This window comes from Pseudomonas putida (assembly GCF_028682475.1).
GTDB classification, from domain to species: domain Bacteria; phylum Pseudomonadota; class Gammaproteobacteria; order Pseudomonadales; family Pseudomonadaceae; genus Aquipseudomonas; species Aquipseudomonas putida_AG.
Genome location: NZ_JANHLE010000004.1, coordinates 184,484 through 203,499 on the forward strand (window position 1 = coordinate 184,484; position 19,016 = coordinate 203,499).

Annotated in this window: 24 protein-coding genes; 9 read left to right on the top strand and 15 right to left on the bottom strand. The window is 62.9% G+C overall.

Annotation, left to right across the window (positions count from 1 at the left end; all coding sequences use genetic code 11):
* Nucleotides 1–8: 8 nt before the first annotated feature.
* Nucleotides 9–1,889: a TonB-dependent receptor domain-containing protein gene (locus tag NPS47_RS05450; protein WP_274294059.1), complete on the top strand. Its 1,881-nt coding sequence runs from the start codon at nt 9–11 to the stop codon at nt 1,887–1,889.
* Here the strand turns inward: NPS47_RS05450 and NPS47_RS05455 are convergent.
* The 12 genes from NPS47_RS05455 to nrdR form a co-directional block, all read right to left on the bottom strand.
* On the bottom strand, nt 1,867–2,676 hold the full coding sequence (locus tag NPS47_RS05455) for a cobalamin-binding protein (RefSeq protein WP_274294060.1): 810 nt from the start codon (nt 2,674–2,676) through the stop codon (nt 1,867–1,869). The genes NPS47_RS05450 and NPS47_RS05455 overlap by 23 nt on opposite strands.
* Nucleotides 2,676–3,095: an MFS transporter gene (locus tag NPS47_RS05460; RefSeq protein WP_274294061.1), complete on the bottom strand. Its 420-nt coding sequence runs from the start codon at nt 3,093–3,095 to the stop codon at nt 2,676–2,678. The genes NPS47_RS05455 and NPS47_RS05460 overlap by 1 nt, the downstream gene beginning before the upstream one ends.
* The gene (gene ribA, locus NPS47_RS05465) at nt 3,092–3,709 is read right to left on the bottom strand and encodes a GTP cyclohydrolase II (RefSeq protein ID WP_107024770.1); all 618 of its coding nucleotides are present in this window, start codon (nt 3,707–3,709) and stop codon (nt 3,092–3,094) included. The genes NPS47_RS05460 and ribA overlap by 4 nt, the downstream gene beginning before the upstream one ends.
* 113 nt (nt 3,710–3,822) lie before the next feature.
* Entirely contained in the window at nt 3,823–4,578 is a 756-nt protein-coding gene (locus NPS47_RS05470; RefSeq protein WP_274294062.1) for a substrate-binding periplasmic protein, read from the bottom strand.
* A gap of 12 nt (nt 4,579–4,590) precedes the next feature.
* Nucleotides 4,591–5,094 carry a phosphatidylglycerophosphatase A family protein gene (locus tag NPS47_RS05475; protein ID WP_038606274.1) on the bottom strand — a complete coding sequence of 168 codons (504 nt, stop codon included), beginning with the start codon at nt 5,092–5,094 and terminating at the stop codon, nt 4,591–4,593.
* The gene (thiL, locus tag NPS47_RS05480; RefSeq protein WP_274294063.1) at nt 5,091–6,056 is read right to left on the bottom strand and encodes a thiamine-phosphate kinase; all 966 of its coding nucleotides are present in this window, start codon (nt 6,054–6,056) and stop codon (nt 5,091–5,093) included. Before thiL ends, NPS47_RS05475 begins: the two co-directional genes overlap by 4 nt.
* An 18-nt stretch (nt 6,057–6,074) precedes the next feature.
* On the bottom strand, nt 6,075–6,575 hold the full coding sequence (gene nusB, locus NPS47_RS05485) for a transcription antitermination factor NusB (protein ID WP_274294064.1): 501 nt from the start codon (nt 6,573–6,575) through the stop codon (nt 6,075–6,077).
* The gene (ribH, locus tag NPS47_RS05490; protein ID WP_028944446.1) at nt 6,572–7,048 is read right to left on the bottom strand and encodes a 6,7-dimethyl-8-ribityllumazine synthase; all 477 of its coding nucleotides are present in this window, start codon (nt 7,046–7,048) and stop codon (nt 6,572–6,574) included. The genes nusB and ribH overlap by 4 nt, the downstream gene beginning before the upstream one ends.
* Before the next feature lie 88 nt (nt 7,049–7,136).
* Nucleotides 7,137–8,228, bottom strand: a complete 1,092-nt coding sequence (gene ribBA / locus NPS47_RS05495; protein ID WP_038606268.1) for a bifunctional 3,4-dihydroxy-2-butanone-4-phosphate synthase/GTP cyclohydrolase II — start codon at nt 8,226–8,228, stop codon at nt 7,137–7,139.
* A gap of 18 nt (nt 8,229–8,246) precedes the next feature.
* Nucleotides 8,247–8,912 carry a riboflavin synthase gene (locus NPS47_RS05500; RefSeq protein ID WP_274294065.1) on the bottom strand — a complete coding sequence of 222 codons (666 nt, stop codon included), beginning with the start codon at nt 8,910–8,912 and terminating at the stop codon, nt 8,247–8,249.
* Between the two features lie 42 nt (nt 8,913–8,954).
* Nucleotides 8,955–10,085, bottom strand: coding sequence for a bifunctional diaminohydroxyphosphoribosylaminopyrimidine deaminase/5-amino-6-(5-phosphoribosylamino)uracil reductase RibD (gene ribD / locus NPS47_RS05505; protein WP_274294066.1), 1,131 nt, complete (start codon nt 10,083–10,085; stop codon nt 8,955–8,957).
* Nucleotides 10,086–10,087: 2 nt separating this feature from the next.
* Entirely contained in the window at nt 10,088–10,552 is a 465-nt protein-coding gene (gene nrdR, locus NPS47_RS05510) for a transcriptional regulator NrdR (RefSeq protein ID WP_274294067.1), read from the bottom strand.
* Nucleotides 10,553–10,659: 107 nt separating this feature from the next.
* On the opposite strand from nrdR, the gene NPS47_RS05515 reads away from it, so the two are divergent.
* The 3 genes from NPS47_RS05515 to trxA are packed head-to-tail and all read left to right on the top strand — an operon-like array spanning nt 10,660 to nt 12,669.
* On the top strand, nt 10,660–11,106 hold the full coding sequence (locus NPS47_RS05515; protein ID WP_274294068.1) for a hypothetical protein: 447 nt from the start codon (nt 10,660–10,662) through the stop codon (nt 11,104–11,106).
* The gene (locus NPS47_RS05520) at nt 11,106–11,765 is read left to right on the top strand and encodes a class I SAM-dependent methyltransferase (protein ID WP_274294097.1); all 660 of its coding nucleotides are present in this window, start codon (nt 11,106–11,108) and stop codon (nt 11,763–11,765) included. The genes NPS47_RS05515 and NPS47_RS05520 overlap by 1 nt, the downstream gene beginning before the upstream one ends.
* 31 nt (nt 11,766–11,796) lie before the next feature.
* Nucleotides 11,797–12,669 carry a thioredoxin gene (trxA, locus tag NPS47_RS05525; RefSeq protein WP_274294069.1) on the top strand — a complete coding sequence of 291 codons (873 nt, stop codon included), beginning with the start codon at nt 11,797–11,799 and terminating at the stop codon, nt 12,667–12,669.
* A 102-nt stretch (nt 12,670–12,771) separates the two neighbouring features.
* Here trxA and NPS47_RS05530 read toward each other — a convergent pair whose 3' ends face one another.
* Nucleotides 12,772–13,119 carry a hypothetical protein gene (locus NPS47_RS05530; RefSeq protein ID WP_274294070.1) on the bottom strand — a complete coding sequence of 116 codons (348 nt, stop codon included), beginning with the start codon at nt 13,117–13,119 and terminating at the stop codon, nt 12,772–12,774.
* A 132-nt stretch (nt 13,120–13,251) separates the two neighbouring features.
* Between NPS47_RS05530 and NPS47_RS05535 the strand changes: the two genes are divergently transcribed.
* The 5 genes from NPS47_RS05535 (at nt 13,252) to NPS47_RS05555 (ending at nt 17,130) form a co-directional block, all read left to right on the top strand.
* Nucleotides 13,252–13,815, top strand: coding sequence for a DUF2796 domain-containing protein (locus tag NPS47_RS05535; RefSeq protein WP_274294071.1), 564 nt, complete (start codon nt 13,252–13,254; stop codon nt 13,813–13,815).
* Between the two features lie 13 nt (nt 13,816–13,828).
* The gene (locus NPS47_RS05540) at nt 13,829–14,548 is read left to right on the top strand and encodes an ABC transporter ATP-binding protein (RefSeq protein WP_274294072.1); all 720 of its coding nucleotides are present in this window, start codon (nt 13,829–13,831) and stop codon (nt 14,546–14,548) included.
* The gene (locus tag NPS47_RS05545; protein WP_274294073.1) at nt 14,548–15,813 is read left to right on the top strand and encodes an ABC transporter permease; all 1,266 of its coding nucleotides are present in this window, start codon (nt 14,548–14,550) and stop codon (nt 15,811–15,813) included. The genes NPS47_RS05540 and NPS47_RS05545 overlap by 1 nt, the downstream gene beginning before the upstream one ends.
* An 8-nt stretch (nt 15,814–15,821) precedes the next feature.
* Entirely contained in the window at nt 15,822–16,337 is a 516-nt protein-coding gene (locus NPS47_RS05550) for a DUF3299 domain-containing protein (protein ID WP_274294074.1), read from the top strand.
* A 109-nt stretch (nt 16,338–16,446) separates the two neighbouring features.
* Nucleotides 16,447–17,130, top strand: a complete 684-nt coding sequence (locus tag NPS47_RS05555) for an OmpW/AlkL family protein (RefSeq protein WP_274294075.1) — start codon at nt 16,447–16,449, stop codon at nt 17,128–17,130.
* Nucleotides 17,131–17,181: 51 nt separating this feature from the next.
* Here NPS47_RS05555 and NPS47_RS05560 read toward each other — a convergent pair whose 3' ends face one another.
* Nucleotides 17,182–18,114 carry an NAD-dependent epimerase/dehydratase family protein gene (locus NPS47_RS05560; protein ID WP_274294076.1) on the bottom strand — a complete coding sequence of 311 codons (933 nt, stop codon included), beginning with the start codon at nt 18,112–18,114 and terminating at the stop codon, nt 17,182–17,184.
* Entirely contained in the window at nt 18,107–18,991 is an 885-nt protein-coding gene (locus NPS47_RS05565) for a sugar nucleotide-binding protein (RefSeq protein WP_274294077.1), read from the bottom strand. The genes NPS47_RS05560 and NPS47_RS05565 overlap by 8 nt, the downstream gene beginning before the upstream one ends.
* Nucleotides 18,992–19,016 lie beyond the last annotated feature (25 nt).

Here is a 19,016-nt window from a genome sequence, read left to right on the forward strand (position 1 = left end):
GAACAACCATGAAGCGCTATCGCCTTACCCCGCTGTTGCTCTGCCTGCCCACCACCCTCCTCGCCGACCCCATCGACCGCGACAACGCCCTGAAGCTGCCCGACACCCTGATCAGCGCCAATCGCCAGGTCGAGGACCGCACGCAATCCAGTGCCGCCAACACGGTGTTCACCCGCGACGACATCGATCGCCTGCAGCCCTCCAGCGTCACCGACCTGCTGACCCGCGTACCGGGCGTACAGGTCGCGCCTACCGGCGGACGGGGCAGCGTGCCCGGCATCTACATCCGCGGCAGCAAGACCGCACAAAGCCTGGTACTGGTCGACGGCGTGCGCATTGCCAACGCCACCTCCGGTGACAGCGGCCTGCAGTTTTTGAATATCGACCAGATCGAGCGGGTCGAAGTACTGCGCGGTTCACGTTCGGCGGTCTATGGCAGCGACGCTATCGGTGGCGTCATCCAGATTTTCACCCGTCGCAGTGCCCAACAGGGCCTGCAGCCACGCCTGCGCCTGGCCGCCGGCAGCAATCAGACCTGGCAACGCAGCCTCGGGCTTTCTGGCGGCGACCAGAACACCCGCTTCAATCTCGGCGCCAGCCTCGATGAAAGCGCCGGCATCGACTGGAGCCACACGTCCTACCCAAGCGATGGCGACCATGACGCCTACCGCAACAAGTCGTTCAACCTGAGCCTGAGCCACAACTTCAATGACAACATCGAGGCCGGCCTCAACCTGCTCGACAGCCGTGGCCGCAGCGAATACGACAACCCGTACGGTCGCTTCGACATGGACACCTTCCAGAGTTTCGGCCAAGCACCCTACACCGATTTCACCGTCAGTAGCCTGGGCAGCTACCTGGGCGCCCAACTCAACGAACAGTGGTATTCGCGTCTCGAAGTCGGCCACAGCGAAAACCGCGACAAAAAACGCGACAAACTCAGCAGCGACAGCAGCGAGTTCAACACCTATCGCGATTCAGCCAGCTGGCAGAACGACCTGACGTTCGATGAGCAGAACAGCCTGATGATCGGCGCCGACTGGTACCAGGACCGCGTTCACGGCAGCACCCAGTTCGACGAGGATAGCCGCTGGAACCGCGCAGCCTTTATCCAGCACCGCTTCAAGGGCGAGTGGTTTTCCACCGAGCTGGGCTTGCGGCGCGACCAGAACCAGCAATTCGGTGGGCAGAATACCTGGAGCGGCAGCCTGACCCTGCCCGTCAACCCGGATAACGACCTGCTGCTGTCCTACAGCGAAGGTTTCCGCGCCCCGACGTTCAACGACCTGTATTACCCGCAGTACAGCAACCCGGACCTCAAGCCCGAGCGTTCAAAAAGCTACGAACTGCAGTGGCGCAGCCAGCTCAGTGAAGAGAGCCGCCTGGAAACCTCGATTTACCGTACCGACTTGCGCGACGCGATCATCTTTGGTGAAGGTTCGATCCCTCGCAACGTGGCCTCAGCCCGAATCAACGGCTTTGAAGCGGCCCTGCACCAACAATGGTTCGGCTGGCAGAGCAACCTCGGCCTGGCATTGATTGACCCTCGCGATCGCGACAGCGGTCATACCCTGGCCCGCCGGGCTCGCCGTACCCTGAGCCTGGACCTTGACCGGCAGTTCGATCGACTGGGGCTGGGCGCCAGCTGGCAGGCGGTGAGCAGTAGCTACGACGATGAAGCCAACAGCAATAGCCTTGGCGGCTATGGCCTTCTCGGCCTGCGCAGCAGCTGGACATTGAACCCTGAAATCAAGCTGGACCTGAAGATCGACAACCTGCTGGACAAGTCTTACTCCCGCGCCCTGTATACGTACGAAGGCACCCAGTACGGCTACCGCGAAGAAGGCCGCACCTGGCTGCTCGGCATCACCTGGACACCGGCGCTTTAACCTCAAGCGCCCGACACAGCTGCGCTGTCGCTTCGATCATCTGCCCGCTGGGCCGCTCCAGGCCCTTGTCCGGCACCCGCAGCAATCGCCCGTTGCGCACGGCATCGACCTGCGGCCAGGCCTTCCAGGCGTCAAGCTGGGCCTGCTCGCTGGCGAGGATCACCTGGGGATCGCGCAACAGCACCGACTCCAGGCTGACTTGCGGCGCAGGCACCTTGAGCTCGGCGAACACATTGCGCGCACCGCACACCGCCAGGGCATCGCTGACGATCTGCCCGCCACCGACGGTGTACAACGGTTTATCCCACACCTGGTAGAAAACCCGCAGCGGCTGTTGGCGATGATACTGCGCACGTAGCGTCTGCAATTGCTCACGCAGCTGCTGCGCACGCGCCCGCCCTTGCTCCGCGCGCCCAATTTGCACGCCGATGGCCTCAATCTGTTCGATCAACTCATCGATGCCATGGGGTTCGGCGGTGTAGGTGGCGATGCCCAGACGCTTGAGCTGATCGCGTTGGGCCGCCGGCACGCTGCCCGGCCAGAGCAGCAACAGATCAGGCTTGAGGCTAAGCAGCCGCTCCATGTCGATCTGGCCGTAGCGTCCGACCGACGGTACCTGGGCCAGGGCCGGTGGACGCTCACCACCGTCGAGCATGCCCACCAGCAGATCCGTGGCGTGCAGCTCGACAACGATTTCCGACAGCGAGGGGGCCAGGCTGACCACCCGTGAGGCGGCCGCCAGTGGCGCGGCCAGTGTCAGCAACACCAGCAGCAGAACGCCGCGCATCAGCCGAGCTGACGCGGGATACGGTAGAGGTAGAGCAGGACCAGGCTGGAGATCGCCAGGAGGATCTGCGGCACCGTTTCCAGGCCGACAAACACCGACAAGGCGGATATCCAGGCCGGCAGGCAGGCGAACAGCATGCCCAGGCGCCGCACCCGCGCCAATTCGCTCCAGGCGGCAGGTTCGGCGTCACTGTTGAGGGCTTTCTGGGTCGCGATCAATGCCCGCTTATAGGCACCAAAGCGCGGCAGGCTGAGAAACATCGAGGCCACACCGGCGATGAACACCGGCATCGCCAGGACCGCAATCAGCGCCTGCAGGTCACCAAAGGCCCAGGCAAACACCAGCAACGGCGCCAATGCCAGCGCCAGGTACTGCCACCAGGCGAGTTCGAGGCGGCGGCGAACCTGAGCGCGGGTCACGCCCGACCGGCCTCGCCCTGGTGCTCGTTGCCCATCATGTGGCCGAGCTTGCCGGCCTTGGTGGCCAGGTAATGTTTATTGTGCGGATTATGACCGGTGTGCAGCGGCACACGCTCGGCGACCGGGATGCCCATGCCGGTCAGTGCCTTGACCTTGCGCGGGTTGTTGGTCATCAGGCGCAGCGACTTGACCCCCAGGTGCTCAAGCATCGGCTGGCACATGCCGTAGTCACGCTGGTCGGCGGCAAAGCCCAGGCGCTCGTTGGCCTCGACCGTGTCGGCACCACCGTCTTGCAGCTCGTAGGCGCGGATCTTGTTCAACAGGCCAATGCCACGGCCTTCCTGACGCAGGTACAGCAGCACGCCACGGCCTTCGCGGGCGATGGCCTGCAGGGCCGCCTCAAGCTGCGAACCGCAGTCGCAACGCTGGCTGAACAAGGCATCGCCGGTCAGGCATTCGGAATGCAGGCGCCCGAGCACCGGTTGCCCATCGGCGATATCACCCAGGCTGAGCACAACGTGCTCGCGGCCGGTGGCTTCATCGAGAAAACCATGCATGGTGAAAGTCGCAAACGGGGTAGGCAGCTTGGAAGCGGCAACAAAGACGACGGGCACTTTGTGCTCCTGATTTGAAAGCTTGAAGAATAAAGTGAGCCGATTGTACCAGCATGTGCACGGGCTGCTCAGGTCGAATCTTCGCTCAAATCCATCGAGAGATACGATTCGACCTACTCCAGGCGTGCCCTTTCGTCGAACGGATAGGGTTGCTGCCAGTGACTGAAGATCTCGCGCAATTCGCCACTGGCGACCAGTTTTTCCATGCGCTGGTCAAACAGCGCCATGAGCGCGCGGCCCTTGTCGGTCTTGCCGAAGGCCAGGTACAGCGGCAGCTCGGCAATATGCGTGCTGCGAAACCTGCGGCGTTCACCGACTGCAGCCTGGTCCAGAACGTAGTCGACTTCAGTCTGCGCATCGATGTAGAAATCCACACGCCCGCGTTCGAGCATCGGCAAGATTCCCTCGCGACGCTGCACCTCGCGGTATTCGCCGACATTGGGCAGGTAGTCCTGATAGTCGTAGCCACGCACCCAGGAAAGCTTGAACTGCCCCAGGTTCTCCGGGGTCGGTACGGGCTTGCTGGTAAGACTCAGGGCGTAGATATGGTCGGTATCGAAATTCCACCGCGGGTAGAGATTGTCAGTGCTTTCTTCGTGATAGGAGCCGACCCAGGCATCGGCTTCACCGCGTTTGACCAGGCCGATGGCACGGCTGTACGGCACGCTGGATATCACCACTTTGACCCCGGCCGGCTCGAATACCTTGCGCATAAGGTCCCAGGCGATGCCGCTACCGTCGGCGTTGGTGTAATCCTCCCAACGCTCGCTGGCCAGCCGAACCTGATTGGGTACCTCAATTGTCTCGCTGGCGTGAACACGGCTGGCGACCAGCGCCAGAGTCAACAGGACCACTCGCCATCCACGCATTGCACCACTCCCTTAAGTGACACTCCATACAAGCACCTGCATACCCAGCCAAGCAAAGACGCCTGCCAGCACATCGTCAAGCATGATACCGACACCGCCGTGCACATGGCGGTCGACCCAGCGAATCGGCCAGGGCTTGAGGATGTCAAAAAAGCGGAACATCAAAAAGCCCGCCAGCAGCCATTGCCAGCCTTCGGGGACCAACCACAGGGTGATCCACATGCCGACCATCTCGTCCCAGACAATGCCTTCATGGTCATGAACACGCAAGTCATCGGCGACCTTGCCGCACAGCCAGAAGCCGAACAGCATGGTCAGGCCGAGCATCAGCCAGTAGCCCCAGTCGGGCAGCATCTGCCACAACGGGATAAACGGCAACGCCACCAGCGAGCCCCAGGTGCCCGGCGCCTTGGGCAAGGTCCCGGAGCCGAAGCCGAAGGCCAGAAAGTGCCACGGATTGCGCCAGACCGACGGCGGAACGTTCTCCGCAGGCACCTGATTGGGGTGATCGGTCACGGTTGCTCCCTAAAATGTTGATAGCCCCGGGTGGTCGGGGTGATGTCCTGTCCCTGGCCGTCCACCAGGCTGACGCCCGCGCCAGTGCCTGCATGCCCCACCACATGGATCGGCCAGCCGGCCGCCAGCAGGGGCACAAGTTCGGTTTCAGGCAAGGTGAACGCCAGTACATAGTCGTCGCCGCCGGCCAGTGCAGCGTGCTGCGCACCTGCATGCCCGAAGAACGCTTGCAGCGCAGCAGACAACGGCAGCCGATCCAGCTCGACCTGCAGCGATACCTGCGAAGCTTTGGCGATATGTCCGCAGTCGGCCAGCAGGCCATCGGAGATATCCAGCGCGGCTGTCGCCTTGCCGCGCAGCGCCTGCCCCAAGGCAAATTGCGGCTGCGGCGACCAGTAATGGCCGAGTAGCGGTTCGGCCACACCAGGCTCGGCCTGGCGCTGGCCGAGCACCAACGGCAAAGCGCCGGCGGCATTGCCCAGCTCGCCGCCGACACACAGCAGGTCACCGGCGCGCGCGCCACTGCGGGTCAAGGCCTGGCCCGCCGGCACGCGGCCGAACACAGTCATGGTCAGGCTCAATGGGCCACGGGTGGTGTCGCCACCGATCAGACTGAGTCCGCAGGCCTGGGCCATCTGGTTCAGACCACGGGCATAGGCCTGCAGCCAGTCGGCACGCACTTCAGGCAGGGTCAGGGCAAGGGTAAAGCCGATGGGCGTGGCGCCCATGGCAGCCAGATCACTGGCGGCAACAGCCAGCGAACGCTGACCGAGCAGAAAAGGGTCGCAGACAGCCGGGAAATGCACCCCGGCCACCAGCGTGTCGGTGGAGATCGCCAGTTGTTCGCCAGGCGGCGGGCTGAGCAAGGCACAATCGTCGCCAATGCCCAGCGCCACCGCTTCGCCGCCTTGCGCGCAGGGCGCAGCGGCGAAGTAATGACGAATCAGCTCGAACTCACCCATTGGCAATCAGCGCCGCAATCAGCGCTTGAACGCCTTTACTTCGGCTTCACGCAGCCGTGGAGCCAGTTTGTCGAGCACACCGTTGACGAACTTGTGACCGTCGGTGGCACCGAAGACCTTGGCCAGCTCGACACCTTCGTTGATCACCACGCGGTACGGTACATCAGCACGCATCATGAACTCCCAGGTGGACAAGCGCAGCACCGCCAGTTCGACCGGATCGAGCTCTTCGAGGGCCAGGTCCAGGCACGGCTTCAGTGCTTCGTCGATCTCGACTTTCTTCGCCGGAACCCCGTGGAGGATTTCGCGGAAGTAGGCACCGTCGACATCGGTGAAATCGTTATCGACCCGGAACTGCGCTTCGATCTCGTTCAGCGACTGCCGAGCCATGTGCCATTGATACAGGGCCTGGGTCGCGAGCTGACGGGCTTCGCGACGCTTGGCGCTCTTCGATGGCTTGCCAGCATCCGCAGGTTTTGGATCGCGCGGGTTGAAACGATCGTGCTCGTCGCTAATCACTTGGCCTCCAACTGCGCCAGCAGGCTGACCATTTCCAGAGCGGACAGGGCAGCTTCGGCACCCTTGTTGCCGGCTTTGGTGCCGGAACGCTCAATGGCCTGTTCGATAGAATCGACCGTCAGGACACCGAAGGCGACCGGTACGCCGAACTCCATGGACACCTGGGCCAGGCCCTTGGTGCATTCGCCCGCTACGTATTCGAAGTGCGGGGTACCGCCACGGATCACTGCGCCCAGGGCGATGATGGCGGCGTATTCGCTTTGCTGGGCGACTTTCTGTGCTACCAGCGGGATTTCAAAGGCACCCGGGGCACGGATGATGGTGATGTCGCTTTCGCTCACGCCATGGCGAACCAGGGCATCAACAGCACCGCTTACCAGGCTTTCTACGACGAAGCTGTTAAAGCGGCCAACCACCAAAGCATAGCGACCTTTGGGGGCAATGAAGGTACCTTCGATGGTCTTCAGGGTCATTGCGCAGTTCTCATCTTAAAGAGCCAGGCCGCAAAGGGCGGCCTGTGAGGGTTTGGGACACGAATGGCAGCACGACAAAGTGCCTGCTTTATTCGGAGGGCACGTATTCTACAACTTCCAGATCGAATCCGGATATCGCATTGAACTTCATTGGCGAACTCATCAGGCGCATTTTGCGTACGCCCAGGTCGCGCAGGATCTGCGAACCGGCACCGACAGTGCTGTAAGTGGTCGGGGTTTTCGCCGGTGCGGCGTCGGCGCTTTCGCGGATATGCGCCAGCAGCACGTCACCTTCCAGCGGGTGACCGAGCAGCAGCACGACACCGCTGCCGGCCTCGGCAACCGCGCTCATGGCGGCGCGCAGGCTCCAGCGGCCTGGCTGTTTGACCATCAGCAGGTCGCGCAGCGGGTCCATGTTGTGCACCCGTACCAGGGTCGGTTCTTCCGCGCAGATGTTGCCCAGGGTCAGGGCCATGTGCACGTCGCCTTCGACCGAATCGCGGTAGGTGACCAGGTTGAAACTGCCCAGTTCACTGTCCAGCGGCTGCTCGGAAATCCGCTGAATGGTACGTTCGTGGATCATCCGGTAGTGGATCAGGTCGGCGATGGTGCCGATCTTGATGCCATGCTCGGCGGCAAACACTTCCAGTTCCGGACGACGCGACATGGTGCCGTCGTCGTTCATCACCTCGCAGATCACCCCGCTCGGCTCGAACCCGGCCATACGCGCCAGGTCGCAGGCAGCTTCCGTGTGGCCGGCACGCGCCAGGGTACCGCCAGGCTGGGCCATCAGCGGGAAGATGTGGCCGGGGCTGACGATGTCTTCAGCCTTGGCATCACGGGCGGCGGCCGCTTGCACGGTGCGCGCGCGGTCAGCGGCGGAGATACCGGTGGTCACGCCTTCGGCGGCTTCGATCGACACAGTGAACTTGGTACCGAAGCCCGAGCCGTTGCGCGGCGCCATCAGCGGCAGCTTGAGCGTTTCGCAGCGCTCGCGCGACATTGGCATGCAGATCAGGCCACGGGCGTGCTTGGCCATGAAGTTGATGTGTTCGGCCTTGCAGCACTCAGCGGCCATGATCAGGTCGCCTTCGTTCTCGCGGTCTTCGTCATCCATGAGGATGACCATTTTGCCCTGGCGGATGTCTTCAACAAGTTCTTCGATGCTGTTGAGCGCCACGCGGCACCCCCTTTCAAATCAGGATTTCAGGTAGCCGTTGGCGGCCAGGAAACTTTCGGTAATGCCGCTGCCGGCGTTCGCCTCGGCGGCTTTGTCACCCAGCAGCAGACGCTCCAGGTAACGGGCCAGCAGGTCGACCTCAAGGTTGACCCGACGACCAGGACGGTAGTCGGCCATGATGGTTTCGGCCAGGGTATGCGGGACAATGGTCAGTTCGAACTCGGCGCCATCGACGACGTTGACTGTCAGGCTGGTGCCATCGACGGTGATCGAGCCCTTGTGAGCAATGTACTTGGCCAGTTCCTTGGGTGCACGGATGCGGAACTGGATGGCGCGGGCGTTATCGCTGCGCGACACCACTTCGCCGACACCGTCGACGTGACCGCTGACCAGATGGCCGCCCAGGCGGGTGGTCGGGGTCAGGGCCTTTTCCAGGTTGACCCGGCTGCCGCTTTTCAGCTCGTTGAAGGCGGTGCAGTCGAGAGTTTCACGGCTGACATCGGCCCAGAAGCCATCGCCAGGCAGCTCGACCGCGGTCAGGCACACACCGTTGACGGCGATGCTGTCGCCGAGTTTGACGTCGCCCAGGTCGAGCTTGCCGGTTTCGACATACACCCGCACGTCGCCGCCTTTAGGGGTCAGCGAGCGGATACTGCCGATGGATTCGATGATGCCAGTAAACATGAGTCCTCCTCGAGAACAGGGCTGCGCGTGGCTAGCCTGGAATTATACGCCGGGCGCCGGCACAGGGATGGCAGTGACTCGCCAGTCATCGCCTACCGCACGCATTTCAGTGATTTTCAGTTGCTGCGCCTCGCTCATGTGATTCAGCGGCCAATCCAGCAACGGACGGGCACTGGAGCCGAGGAACTTGGCGGCGAAAAAGATCTGGTATTCATCGATCAGGCCAAGCCGGGCAAAAGCACCGACAAGACCGGCACCGGCCTCGAGCAGCACTTCGCTGGCTCCCCGCTGTGCCAGTTCACGCATCAGCGCAGACAGGTCGACCCGACCGCCCTCGCCCGGCAGGCTCAGCAGGTCGTGGCCGGCTTCGGCGTAACGCCGGTCGGCACTGGCGGCAGTGACCACCAGCGCCGGACCGGCCTGGAAGAACGGCGCATCCAGCGGCAGCCGCAGGCGGCCATCGACCAGCACCCGCAAAGGTGGGCGAGCCATAGCCAGGGCTGTGGTTTGCGCATCGAGGCCCAGCTCGTCTGCACGCACCGTCATCCGCGCCTTGTCGGCGAGGACGCTTTCGGCGCTGGTCAGCACCACGCTGGAGCGCGCACGCAGGCGCTGCACCGCAGAACGGGCGGCCGGGCCGGTGATCCACTGGCTTTCACCATTGGCCATGGCCGTACGGCCGTCCAGGCTCATCGCCAGCTTGGCCCGTACGAAGGGCAGGCCGCATTCCATGCGTTTGAGGAAGCCCGGGTTGAGCGCGCGCGCCTCGGCTTCGAGCACGCCGCTGGCGACCTCGATGCCGACTTCGGCCAGACGTTTGAGGCCTTGACCTGCGACTTGCGGATTGGGGTCCTGCATGGCCGCGACTACCCGCGCGACACCCGCCTTGACCAGCGCCTCGGCACACGGCGGCGTGCGCCCGTGATGGCTGCACGGTTCAAGGGTGACATAGGCGCAGGCGCCGCGAGCCAGTTCACCGGCCTGGCGCAGCGCGTGCACTTCGGCGTGCGGCTCACCGGCACGCACATGCCAGCCTTCGCCGACAATCTGGCCGTCGCGAACAATCACACAACCGACGCGCGGATTCGGGTGGGTCGAATACAGGCCCTTGCGGGCCAGTTCCAGGGCCCGGGCCATGTAATGGGCGTCGAGTACCGCGCGTTCGTTGGACATGCTCACTCTTTAACCGGCTCACGGGCCAGGCGGTCGATTTCTTCGCGAAACTCGTTGAGGTCCTGGAAGCGCCGGTACACCGACGCGAAGCGGATGTAGGCGACTTCATCGAGCTTCTGCAGCTCGTTCATCACCAGCTCACCGACCACCAGCGATTTGACCTCGCGTTCGCCGGTTGCCCGCAGCTTGTGCTTGATGTGCGCCAGCGCCGCTTCCAGGCGCTCGACGCTGACCGGGCGTTTTTCCAGGGCGCGCTGCATTCCGGCGCGTAGTTTTTCTTCGTCGAAGGGTTGGCGGCTGCCGTCCTGCTTGATCAGGCGCGGCAAAACCAGCTCGGCGGTTTCGAAGGTGGTGAAACGCTCACCGCAGGCAACGCATTCGCGCCGGCGGCGCACTTGCTCGCCCTCGGCAACCAGTCGCGAGTCGATGACCTTGGTGTCGTTGGCACCGCAGAAGGGACAGTGCATGGTGGCAGGCAACAAAAAAAGGGAGGGCCATGGTAGCGCATCCCACTGGCAAGACAAGCCAAAGGGGTTACCATCCACTCAGGAAATATGCCGCGAAGGAATTCCCCATGCCATTTCGAGCGCTCGTTGTGCTCAGTTTTGCCGCCTTGCTGGCAGCCTGCAGCAGCGATCAACCCCAGCAAGCACTGGAGCCCAAAGCCCCGGTAGCAAGTAAAACCGCGAAACCTCTCGGCCCGTTGCCGGCCTATCAACGTGAGTTGAGCGGCACCTTGCTCAATGTGCCAGCCGGCGCCGAGATCGAGCTGGCGCTGCTGGTCATCGATGACCGCGGCCGCCCGCAGGACCTGCTGGCCAGCAGCACGCTCAACAGCAACGGTCTGGACATGCCCTATCAACTGCGCTTCAACCCCGAAGCATTCCCTGCCGGTGCGCGGGTCGAATTGCGCGGCCGCGCGAGCAAGTCCGGGCAATTGATCCTGCACCTGCCGCCGGTCCGGATTTTCCAGGCACAAACCCAGGTCACCGGCCCACTGCGCTTCGAAAAAGCGCCATGATGGCACCGGTTCAGTTGCAACAGGCTTTGGGCGAACTGCTCGGCGATGCCCGGCTGGTGGTCAGCGAGCTGCCCGAGTGTGCGCTCAAGCTGTGGCTGATCGACGCCGACAACATGGACCGCGAATTCAGCCCGGAAGAAACCCGGCGCATCCTCCACGAGCCGCCGTACTGGAGCTTCTGCTGGGCCAGCGGCCTGGCCATGGCCCGTTACCTGGACCAGCACCGCCACTGGGTAGAAGGCAAGCGTGTCCTGGACTTTGGCGCCGGCTCCGGGATCGCCGGAATCGCTGCCGCTCGCGCGGGCGCCCTTGAGGTCGTGGCGTGCGACCTTGATCCACTGGCCCTGCAGGCCTGCCAGGCGAATGCCGCGCTCAATGGCGTGGAACTGCGTTATTCCGAGGACTTTTTCCAGGAAGCCGACCGCTTCGACCTGATTCTGGTAGCCGATGTGCTCTATGACCGGGCCAACCTGCCACTGCTCGATGAATTCCTCAGCCGCGGCCAGCAAGCCCTGGTGGCCGACTCGCGGGTGCGTGACTTCAGTCATCCGCTGTACCAGCCATTGGGCGTGCTGGAGGCCCTGACCCTGCCGGACCTGGCCGAGCCCCACGAATTCCGCCGGGTCAGCCTGTACCACGCCAGCCGCCAGCCTTTATAGTGATGCCATTCACGGATTTTCGAGAGTCGCGATGAGCCAAGACACACCCTATGTTTTCGATACCAGCGCTGCCGATTTCGACCAACTGGTCATCGCCAACTCCCACCACAAACCGGTGCTGGTGGATTTCTGGGCCGAGTGGTGCGCCCCCTGCAAGGCGCTGATGCCGCTGCTTGCGCAAATCACCGAGAGCTATCAGGGCGAATTGCTCCTGGCCAAGGTCAACTGCGATATCGAGCAGGACATCGTCGCCCGCTTCGGCATTCGCAGCCTGCCAACCGTGGTGCTGTTCAAGGACGGGCAGCCGGTCGACGGTTTTGCCGGGGCCCAGCCTGAGTCGGCGATCCGCGCGCTGCTCGAACCGCATGTGCAAATGCCGCCACCGGCGGCTGCCGATCCGCTGGAACTGGCTCAGGGATTGTTTGCCGAGGGTCGCTTCAGCGAAGCAGAAGCCACGCTGAAGGCGCTGCTGAGCGAAGACAACAGCAATGCCGCAGCGTTGATCCTGTACGCCCGCTGCCTGGCTGAACGCGGTGAACTGGGTGAAGCGCAGACCGTGCTCGATGCGGTCAAGAGTGATGAGCACAAAGCGGCACTGGCCGGTGCCAAAGCCCAACTGACCTTCCTGCGTCAGGCTGCAAGCCTGCCGGAAGTCGCCGACCTCAAGGCGCGTCTCGCGCAGAACAGCGAGGACGATGAAGCGGCCTATCAGCTGTGCATCCAGCAGTTGTCGCGCCAGCAGTACGAAGCGGCGCTGGAGGGCATGCTCAAACTGTTCATGCGTAATCGCGGCTATGAAGGCGGCTTGCCGCACAAGACGCTACTGCAGGTGTTCGACCTGCTGGGCAATGATCATCCGCTGGTGGGGACTTACCGGCGCAAGCTGTTTGCTGCCTTGTATTAAGCATCCGGCCCCATCGCCGGCAAGGCCGGCTCCCACAATGGATCAGGGTGATCTGCAAACCCTGTGGGAGCTGGCCTTGCCAGCGATGGGGCCAGCACAGACTCACCCCACCCAGTGATAGACCGGCGCATCCGCCCCACTTTCGACTTTCACCTCGGCACTGTGGCGCAAGCGCACCAGCAAACGCTTACCCGCCGCCGTACTTCCCGCCAGCCCTTCCAGATGTTCCAGCAACTCCGGCCCATTGAGCTGCCCGGCGTTGCGCAATACCTCACGTGCCGCCTGCCAGAGTGCGTCATCCGGCCGGGCACTGGGCGTTGATGCCACTGCAGCAGCCGTCGCAACCGGCGCCACAGCCGCCAATTGTCCGCCCAGATGTGCCCATTCCGCAGGGTCCAGCTCCAGGGTCAAATCCACCGGCCAGTCGCCGATATGTCCACGAATTCGCACGCTCGTTTCCTCTGCTGAATGCCGGGCTCCATGCTCCCACGCCGACGATCCGTCGCCAAGCACGCTGGCATCGGCAGAACAAGTTGTTATAACATAACCAAACATATCCTGTGCCCTCGTGGAGTCCTGCCCATGCGTCGCCTGTTCCTTGCCCTGCCGTTCGCCTTGCTGCCCCTGGCCGTTGCTCACGCCCATGAGGACCACGAGCATGATCATGACCACGCCCATGGCAGCCTCGCCGCCCATGAGCACGGTGTCGCCCGCCTCAATGTGGCACTTGAAGGCAAAGTACTGGAACTGGAACTGGAAAGCCCGGCCATGAATCTGGTCGGCTTCGAGCACGCTGCCACCAGCGCTAGCGACAAAGCCAAAGTCGCCGCCGTGCGTGCGCAACTGGAAAATCCCCTTGCCTTGTTCGCGCTGGCCAAAGCCGCCAACTGCAGTGAAAGCGCCCAGGAACTGGAAAGCCCACTGTTCACTGATACGCCGGAGTCAGCAAAAGATGAACATGGCCACAGTGAAATTCACGCCCACTACACCTTCGACTGCGATAAGCCTGAACAACTCACCACACTTGACCTGAGCCCGCTGTTCAAAGCCTTCCCCGCCACCAACAGAATTCAGCTACAACTGATCGGACCGAATGGCCAGCAGGGCATTGAAGCCACTGCCGCCCGCGCCTCAATTCCTCTCTAAAAGCCCCTTCTCCATGAGCCAGGCACTGATTGAACTGACCGACCTGGGCTTTGCCTGGCCGGGCCAAGCCCCTCTGCTGGACATTCCCGCCTTGCGCCTGGAAGCCGGCGAATCGCTATTTCTCAAAGGCCCCAGTGGCAGCGGCAAAACCACCCTGCTCGGCCTGCTCGGCGGTGTGCAGGTACCCGACCGCGGCAGCATCCGCCTGCTGGGCCAGGACCTGAGCAAACTGAAACAGGGCGCCCGTGATCGCTTCCGCGTTGATCACACCGGCTACATTTTCCAGCAGTTCAATTTGCTGCCGTTCCTTTCGGTAAGGGAAAACGTCGAACTGCCCTGCCGTTTCTCGCGCAGCCGCGCGCAACGCGCTGCCGAACGCCACGGCAGCATCGACCAGGCCGCCGCCAGCCTGCTCGCCCACCTTGGCCTGAAAGATCCGGCCTTGCTCGCCCGCCGCGCCGACAGCCTGTCGATCGGCCAGCAGCAGCGGGTCGCCGCCGCCCGCGCGCTGATCGGCCAGCCGGAGCTGGTGATCGCCGACGAACCGACCTCGGCCCTCGACGCCGACACCCGTGAAGCGTTCATTCGCCTGCTGTTCGCCGAATGCCGTGACGCCGGTTCCAGCCTGCTGTTCGTCAGCCATGACCAGAGCCTGGCCGCGTTGTTCGACCGCCAGCTGTCACTGGCCGAACTCAACCGCGCGGCCCTGCCTGCCAACGCTCAGGAGGCCTGATGTATCTGCTCCGTCTAGCCCTGGCGAGCCTCGCCAACCGTCGTTTCACCGCCTTTCTGACCGCCTTTGCCATCGCCCTGTCGGTGTGCCTGCTGCTGGCCGTTGAGCGGGTACGTACCGAAGCCCGCGCCAGCTTCGCCAGCACCATCAGCGGCACCGACCTGATCGTCGGCGCCCGCTCCGGCTCGGTGAACCTGTTGCTGTATTCGGTGTTCCGCATCGGCAATGCCACTAACAACATCCGCTGGGACAGTTACGAACACTACGCCAGTGACAAGCGGGTGAAATGGGCCATTCCGATTTCACTCGGTGACTCGCATCGCGGCTACCGAGTCATGGGTACTACCGGCAGTTACTTCGAACATTATCAATACGGCCGCAAGCAAAACCTGCAATTGGCCGAGGGCCGGGCGTTCGCCACCGATCCGTTCGAAGTGGTGCTGGGGGCCGAAGTTGCCCAGGCCCTGCACTACAAGCTCGGTGACAAACTGGTACTGGCCCACGGTGTGGCTGCCATCAGCCTGGTCAAGCATGACGACAAACCCTTCACCGTGGTCGGCGTGCTGCAGCGTACCGGCACTCCAGTGGATCGCACCCTGCATATCAGCCTCGGCGGCATGGAAGCGATTCACATCGACTGGCACAACGGCGTTCCAGCCCGAGGTACCGGGCGGATCAGCGCCGAACAGGCGCGCGACATGGACCTCAAGCCCGCCGCGATCACCGCGTTCATGCTGGGCCTGAACAACAAGATTTCCACTTTCAGCCTGCAGCGCGAAATCAACGAGTACCGCACGGAGCCGCTGCTGGCGATCCTGCCGGGAGTCGCCCTGCAAGAACTCTGGAGCCTGATGGGCACTGCCGAACAGGCGTTGTTCGTGGTCTCCCTGTTCGTCGTGCTGACCGGGTTGATCGGCATGCTCACCGCGATCCTCACCAGCCTCAACGAGCGGCGCCGGGAGATGGCCATTTTGCGCTCGGTCGGTGCCCGTCCGTGGCATATTGCCGGATTGCTGGTGCTTGAAGCGCTGGCCCTGGCAGTGGTTGGTATCGCTGCCGGTCTGGGCTTGTTGTATCTAGGGATTGCCCTGGCTCAGGGTTATGTACAGGCCAACTACGGACTGTTCCTGCCGCTGGCCTGGCCAAGCGTCCATGAGTGGAACCTGCTGGCGATCATTCTCGGTGCCGCGCTACTGATGGGCAGCGTGCCGGCCTGGCGTGCCTATCGGCAGTCGTTGGCCGACGGCCTGTCCATTCACCTGTGAGACGCTTGATGCCACGTATTCTGCTGTCGCTACTGCTGCTTATGAGCACCCCGTTGTGGGCGGACGAACCGCGCACCCTGGAGTGGCCGCAACTGATTCCCGCCGGTGCGCCAATCGTCCAGCCGCAGACCGCACCGCTGCACGACCTGTCGCAATTGAGCGACGCCCTGGCCGCCGAATCGGCGCCGGCCGCTCACCAGCAGGTGCCGAACGCGCCGGTGGTCAAGGCCCTCGATGGCCAACAGGTGAAGTTGCCGGGCTATATCGTGCCGCTGGAAGTCAGTGAAGAAGGTCGCACCACCGAGTTTCTCCTGGTGCCCTACTACGGCGCCTGCATCCATGTGCCGCCGCCACCGTCGAACCAGATCGTGCATATCGTCAGTGAGATGGGGGTGCGCGTCGAGGACCTCTATCAACCCTACTGGATCGAGGGCCGGATGCAGGTGAAAAGCACCAGCAGCGAACTGGCCGACGCCGGCTACCAGATGGAAGCCGAGAAAATATACGCTTATGAACTAGAATGATTGGCCCCACACAATGGCTTTGACGCTTTCATTGAGCTGGGTCAAATCGCGAAAATAATGGCTCTTTACCATTGGACGTACCAATTCTAAACGTCCTCTGGGAGCTTCCATGAACAAGTCCTTGCTCAGCGCCTCGCTTTTCGCCTTGGCGCTCGCAGCCCCTGTTGCCCACGCCCACCAGGCTGGCGACATCATCGTGCGTGCCGGCGCAATCACTGTTAATCCCAACGAGGACAGCAGTGACATCAAACTCGACGGCACCAAGGTGGCCGGCACCAAGGCGACTCTGGATAGCGATACCCAACTGGGCCTGACCTTTGCCTACATGCTGACCGACCACATCGGCCTCGAGCTGCTGGCCGCCACGCCGTTCCACCACACCGTCGGCGTCAAGGGTCTGGGCCCAGGCCTGGATGGCAAGCTGGGCGATATCAAACAACTGCCACCGACCCTGTCGCTGCAGTACTACCCGATGGAACCAAGCTCGAAGTTCCAGCCGTATGCCGGTATCGGTCTGAACTACACCATGTTCTTTGACGAAGACCTGGACAGCAACCGCAAGGCTCAGGGCTTCAGCAACCTGAAAGTGAAAGACTCGTTCGGTCTGGCCGGTCAGTTGGGCATGGACTACATGATCACCGACCACTTCCTGGTCAACGCCGCAGTCTGGTACATCGACATCGATACCAAGGCCACCATGGACGGCCCGACCGCACTGGGCGTCGGCAAGACCAAGGTCGACGTCGATGTCGATCCATGGGTCTACATGGTCGGTGTAGGTTACAAGTTCTAAGGCTGCGGGGCCTCGGAAAGAAAAAAGCGGCGATTAAATCGCCGCTTTTTTTTATTCTTTGCCGAGCAATCGAGCCAGGCCAACGGCCAGAGGCGTGGGCTGCGGGAGCTCGAAACGCGCCAGCAACCGCTGGTTGTTCGCCCGTGAGTGGCGAATATCGCCAGAGCGCGCAGGCCCGTGACTGATCGCCGGCAACTCGCCCAGCACTGATTTGAGCGCCGCCAGCAACTGGTTAAGCGAAGTGGCCTGGTTCAGACCGATGTTGATTGCACCCTCTTCAACCTCCGGCAACTCCAGTGCCTGGACCATCACCGCGACCAGATCGGCGATATAGAGAAAATCACGGGTCTGTTCGCCATCACCGAACAGCGTGATGGGGGTACCGCTCAGGGCGCGCTCGCAGAATATGCTGATCACCCCGGAATACGGCGACGACGGATCCTGGCGTGGCCCGAAGATGTTGAAGAAGCGGAACACCACCGGTTCGAGGCCATGCTGGCGACGATAGAAGTCCAGGTACTGCTCACTGGCCAGCTTGTCCACGGCATAGGGTGTGAGCGGCGCCTTGGGAGCATCTTCCTCGACCGCCAGGCCTTCGCCGTTGTTGCCGTAGACGGCCGCGCTGGAGGCAAACAGCACCCGCTTGATGCCATTGAGGCGCATGGCTTCGCAGACATTCAAGGTGCCGATGAAGTTGCTCTGGTGGGTTTTCACCGGGTCGTCCACCGAGGCCTGCACCGAGGCAACGGCGGCCAGGTGCACAACCGCCTGGCAGCCCGCGGCCGCGCGCTTGACCAGCTCAGCGTCGGCGACATCGCCTTCGATCAGCTCAAGCCTGGGGTTGTCCATCTGCAGGTTGCCGGGTTTGCCGGTGGACAGATCATCGAGGACCCGTACCGCGTAGCCTTTTGCCAGCAGCGCATCGCTCAGGTGAGAACCGATGAAGCCGGCGCCACCGGTGATCAGAATTGGGGCATCAGCCATGACGATAGAATCGATCCAGTAGAGGTGGCAAACCCGAGCGCCAGGCGCGGGGCTTGATACCGAAAGTGTGCAGAATTTTCTTGCAGGCCAGCACTGCATGTTGCGGTTCTTCGCTGGCATCCGGACGTGCGGCATGGGCCTGCGCGGTCGGTGCGGTGACAGCCAGTGGGTGCAGCTGCGCCGCTTCGGTGAGGATAGCCTGACCGAGCGCCAGCGGCGTGGTGGCTTCGTTACCGGCGTAATGGTACGTGCCCCACAGCGGCGCTGCGCAATCGAGCTGCTTGAGCACCGAGAGAATCACCCGGGCGGCATCGTCCACCGGGGTCGGATTGCCCCGGCGATCATCGGCCAGGAGCAATTCCTGGGGCTGTTCGGCGCGGGTCAGAAAACGCCCGAGCACGCCATCGATGCTCTCGTCGAGCAACCAGCCAAAACGCAGCATTACGTGCTGCGGGCAGGTCGCCCGCACGCTCTGTTCGATCCGCCACAGCGCCTGACCACGCAGGCCCAGCGGCACCGGCTCATCCTTCTCGCTGTAGGCGGTGGCACGCGAGCCATCGAACACTCGGTAACTCGAAGGCTGGAGCAGAATGATGTTGTGGTGTTGGCACAGTTCGGCCAGGCGCTCCACCGCGCGCTCCTGCTGGGCCAGGCGCTTTTCGCTGACGGACTCGGCCTGGAACCAGTCGAAGTAATAGGCCAGATTCACCAGTGCGTCGGGGCGGGTGTCGTCCAGCAGCTGGGTCAGGCTGGCCGGGTCCCAGCCGTGCTCTGGCGGACGCGGCGCGAGAAAGCCGATATCTTCCTCGGCCCCGAGACGAATCAGCGCTTGCCCAAGGGCATTTCCACCACCCAACAGCATCAGGCGCATTCGCATAGAGTCAGCAGATCCGGTCAGATTG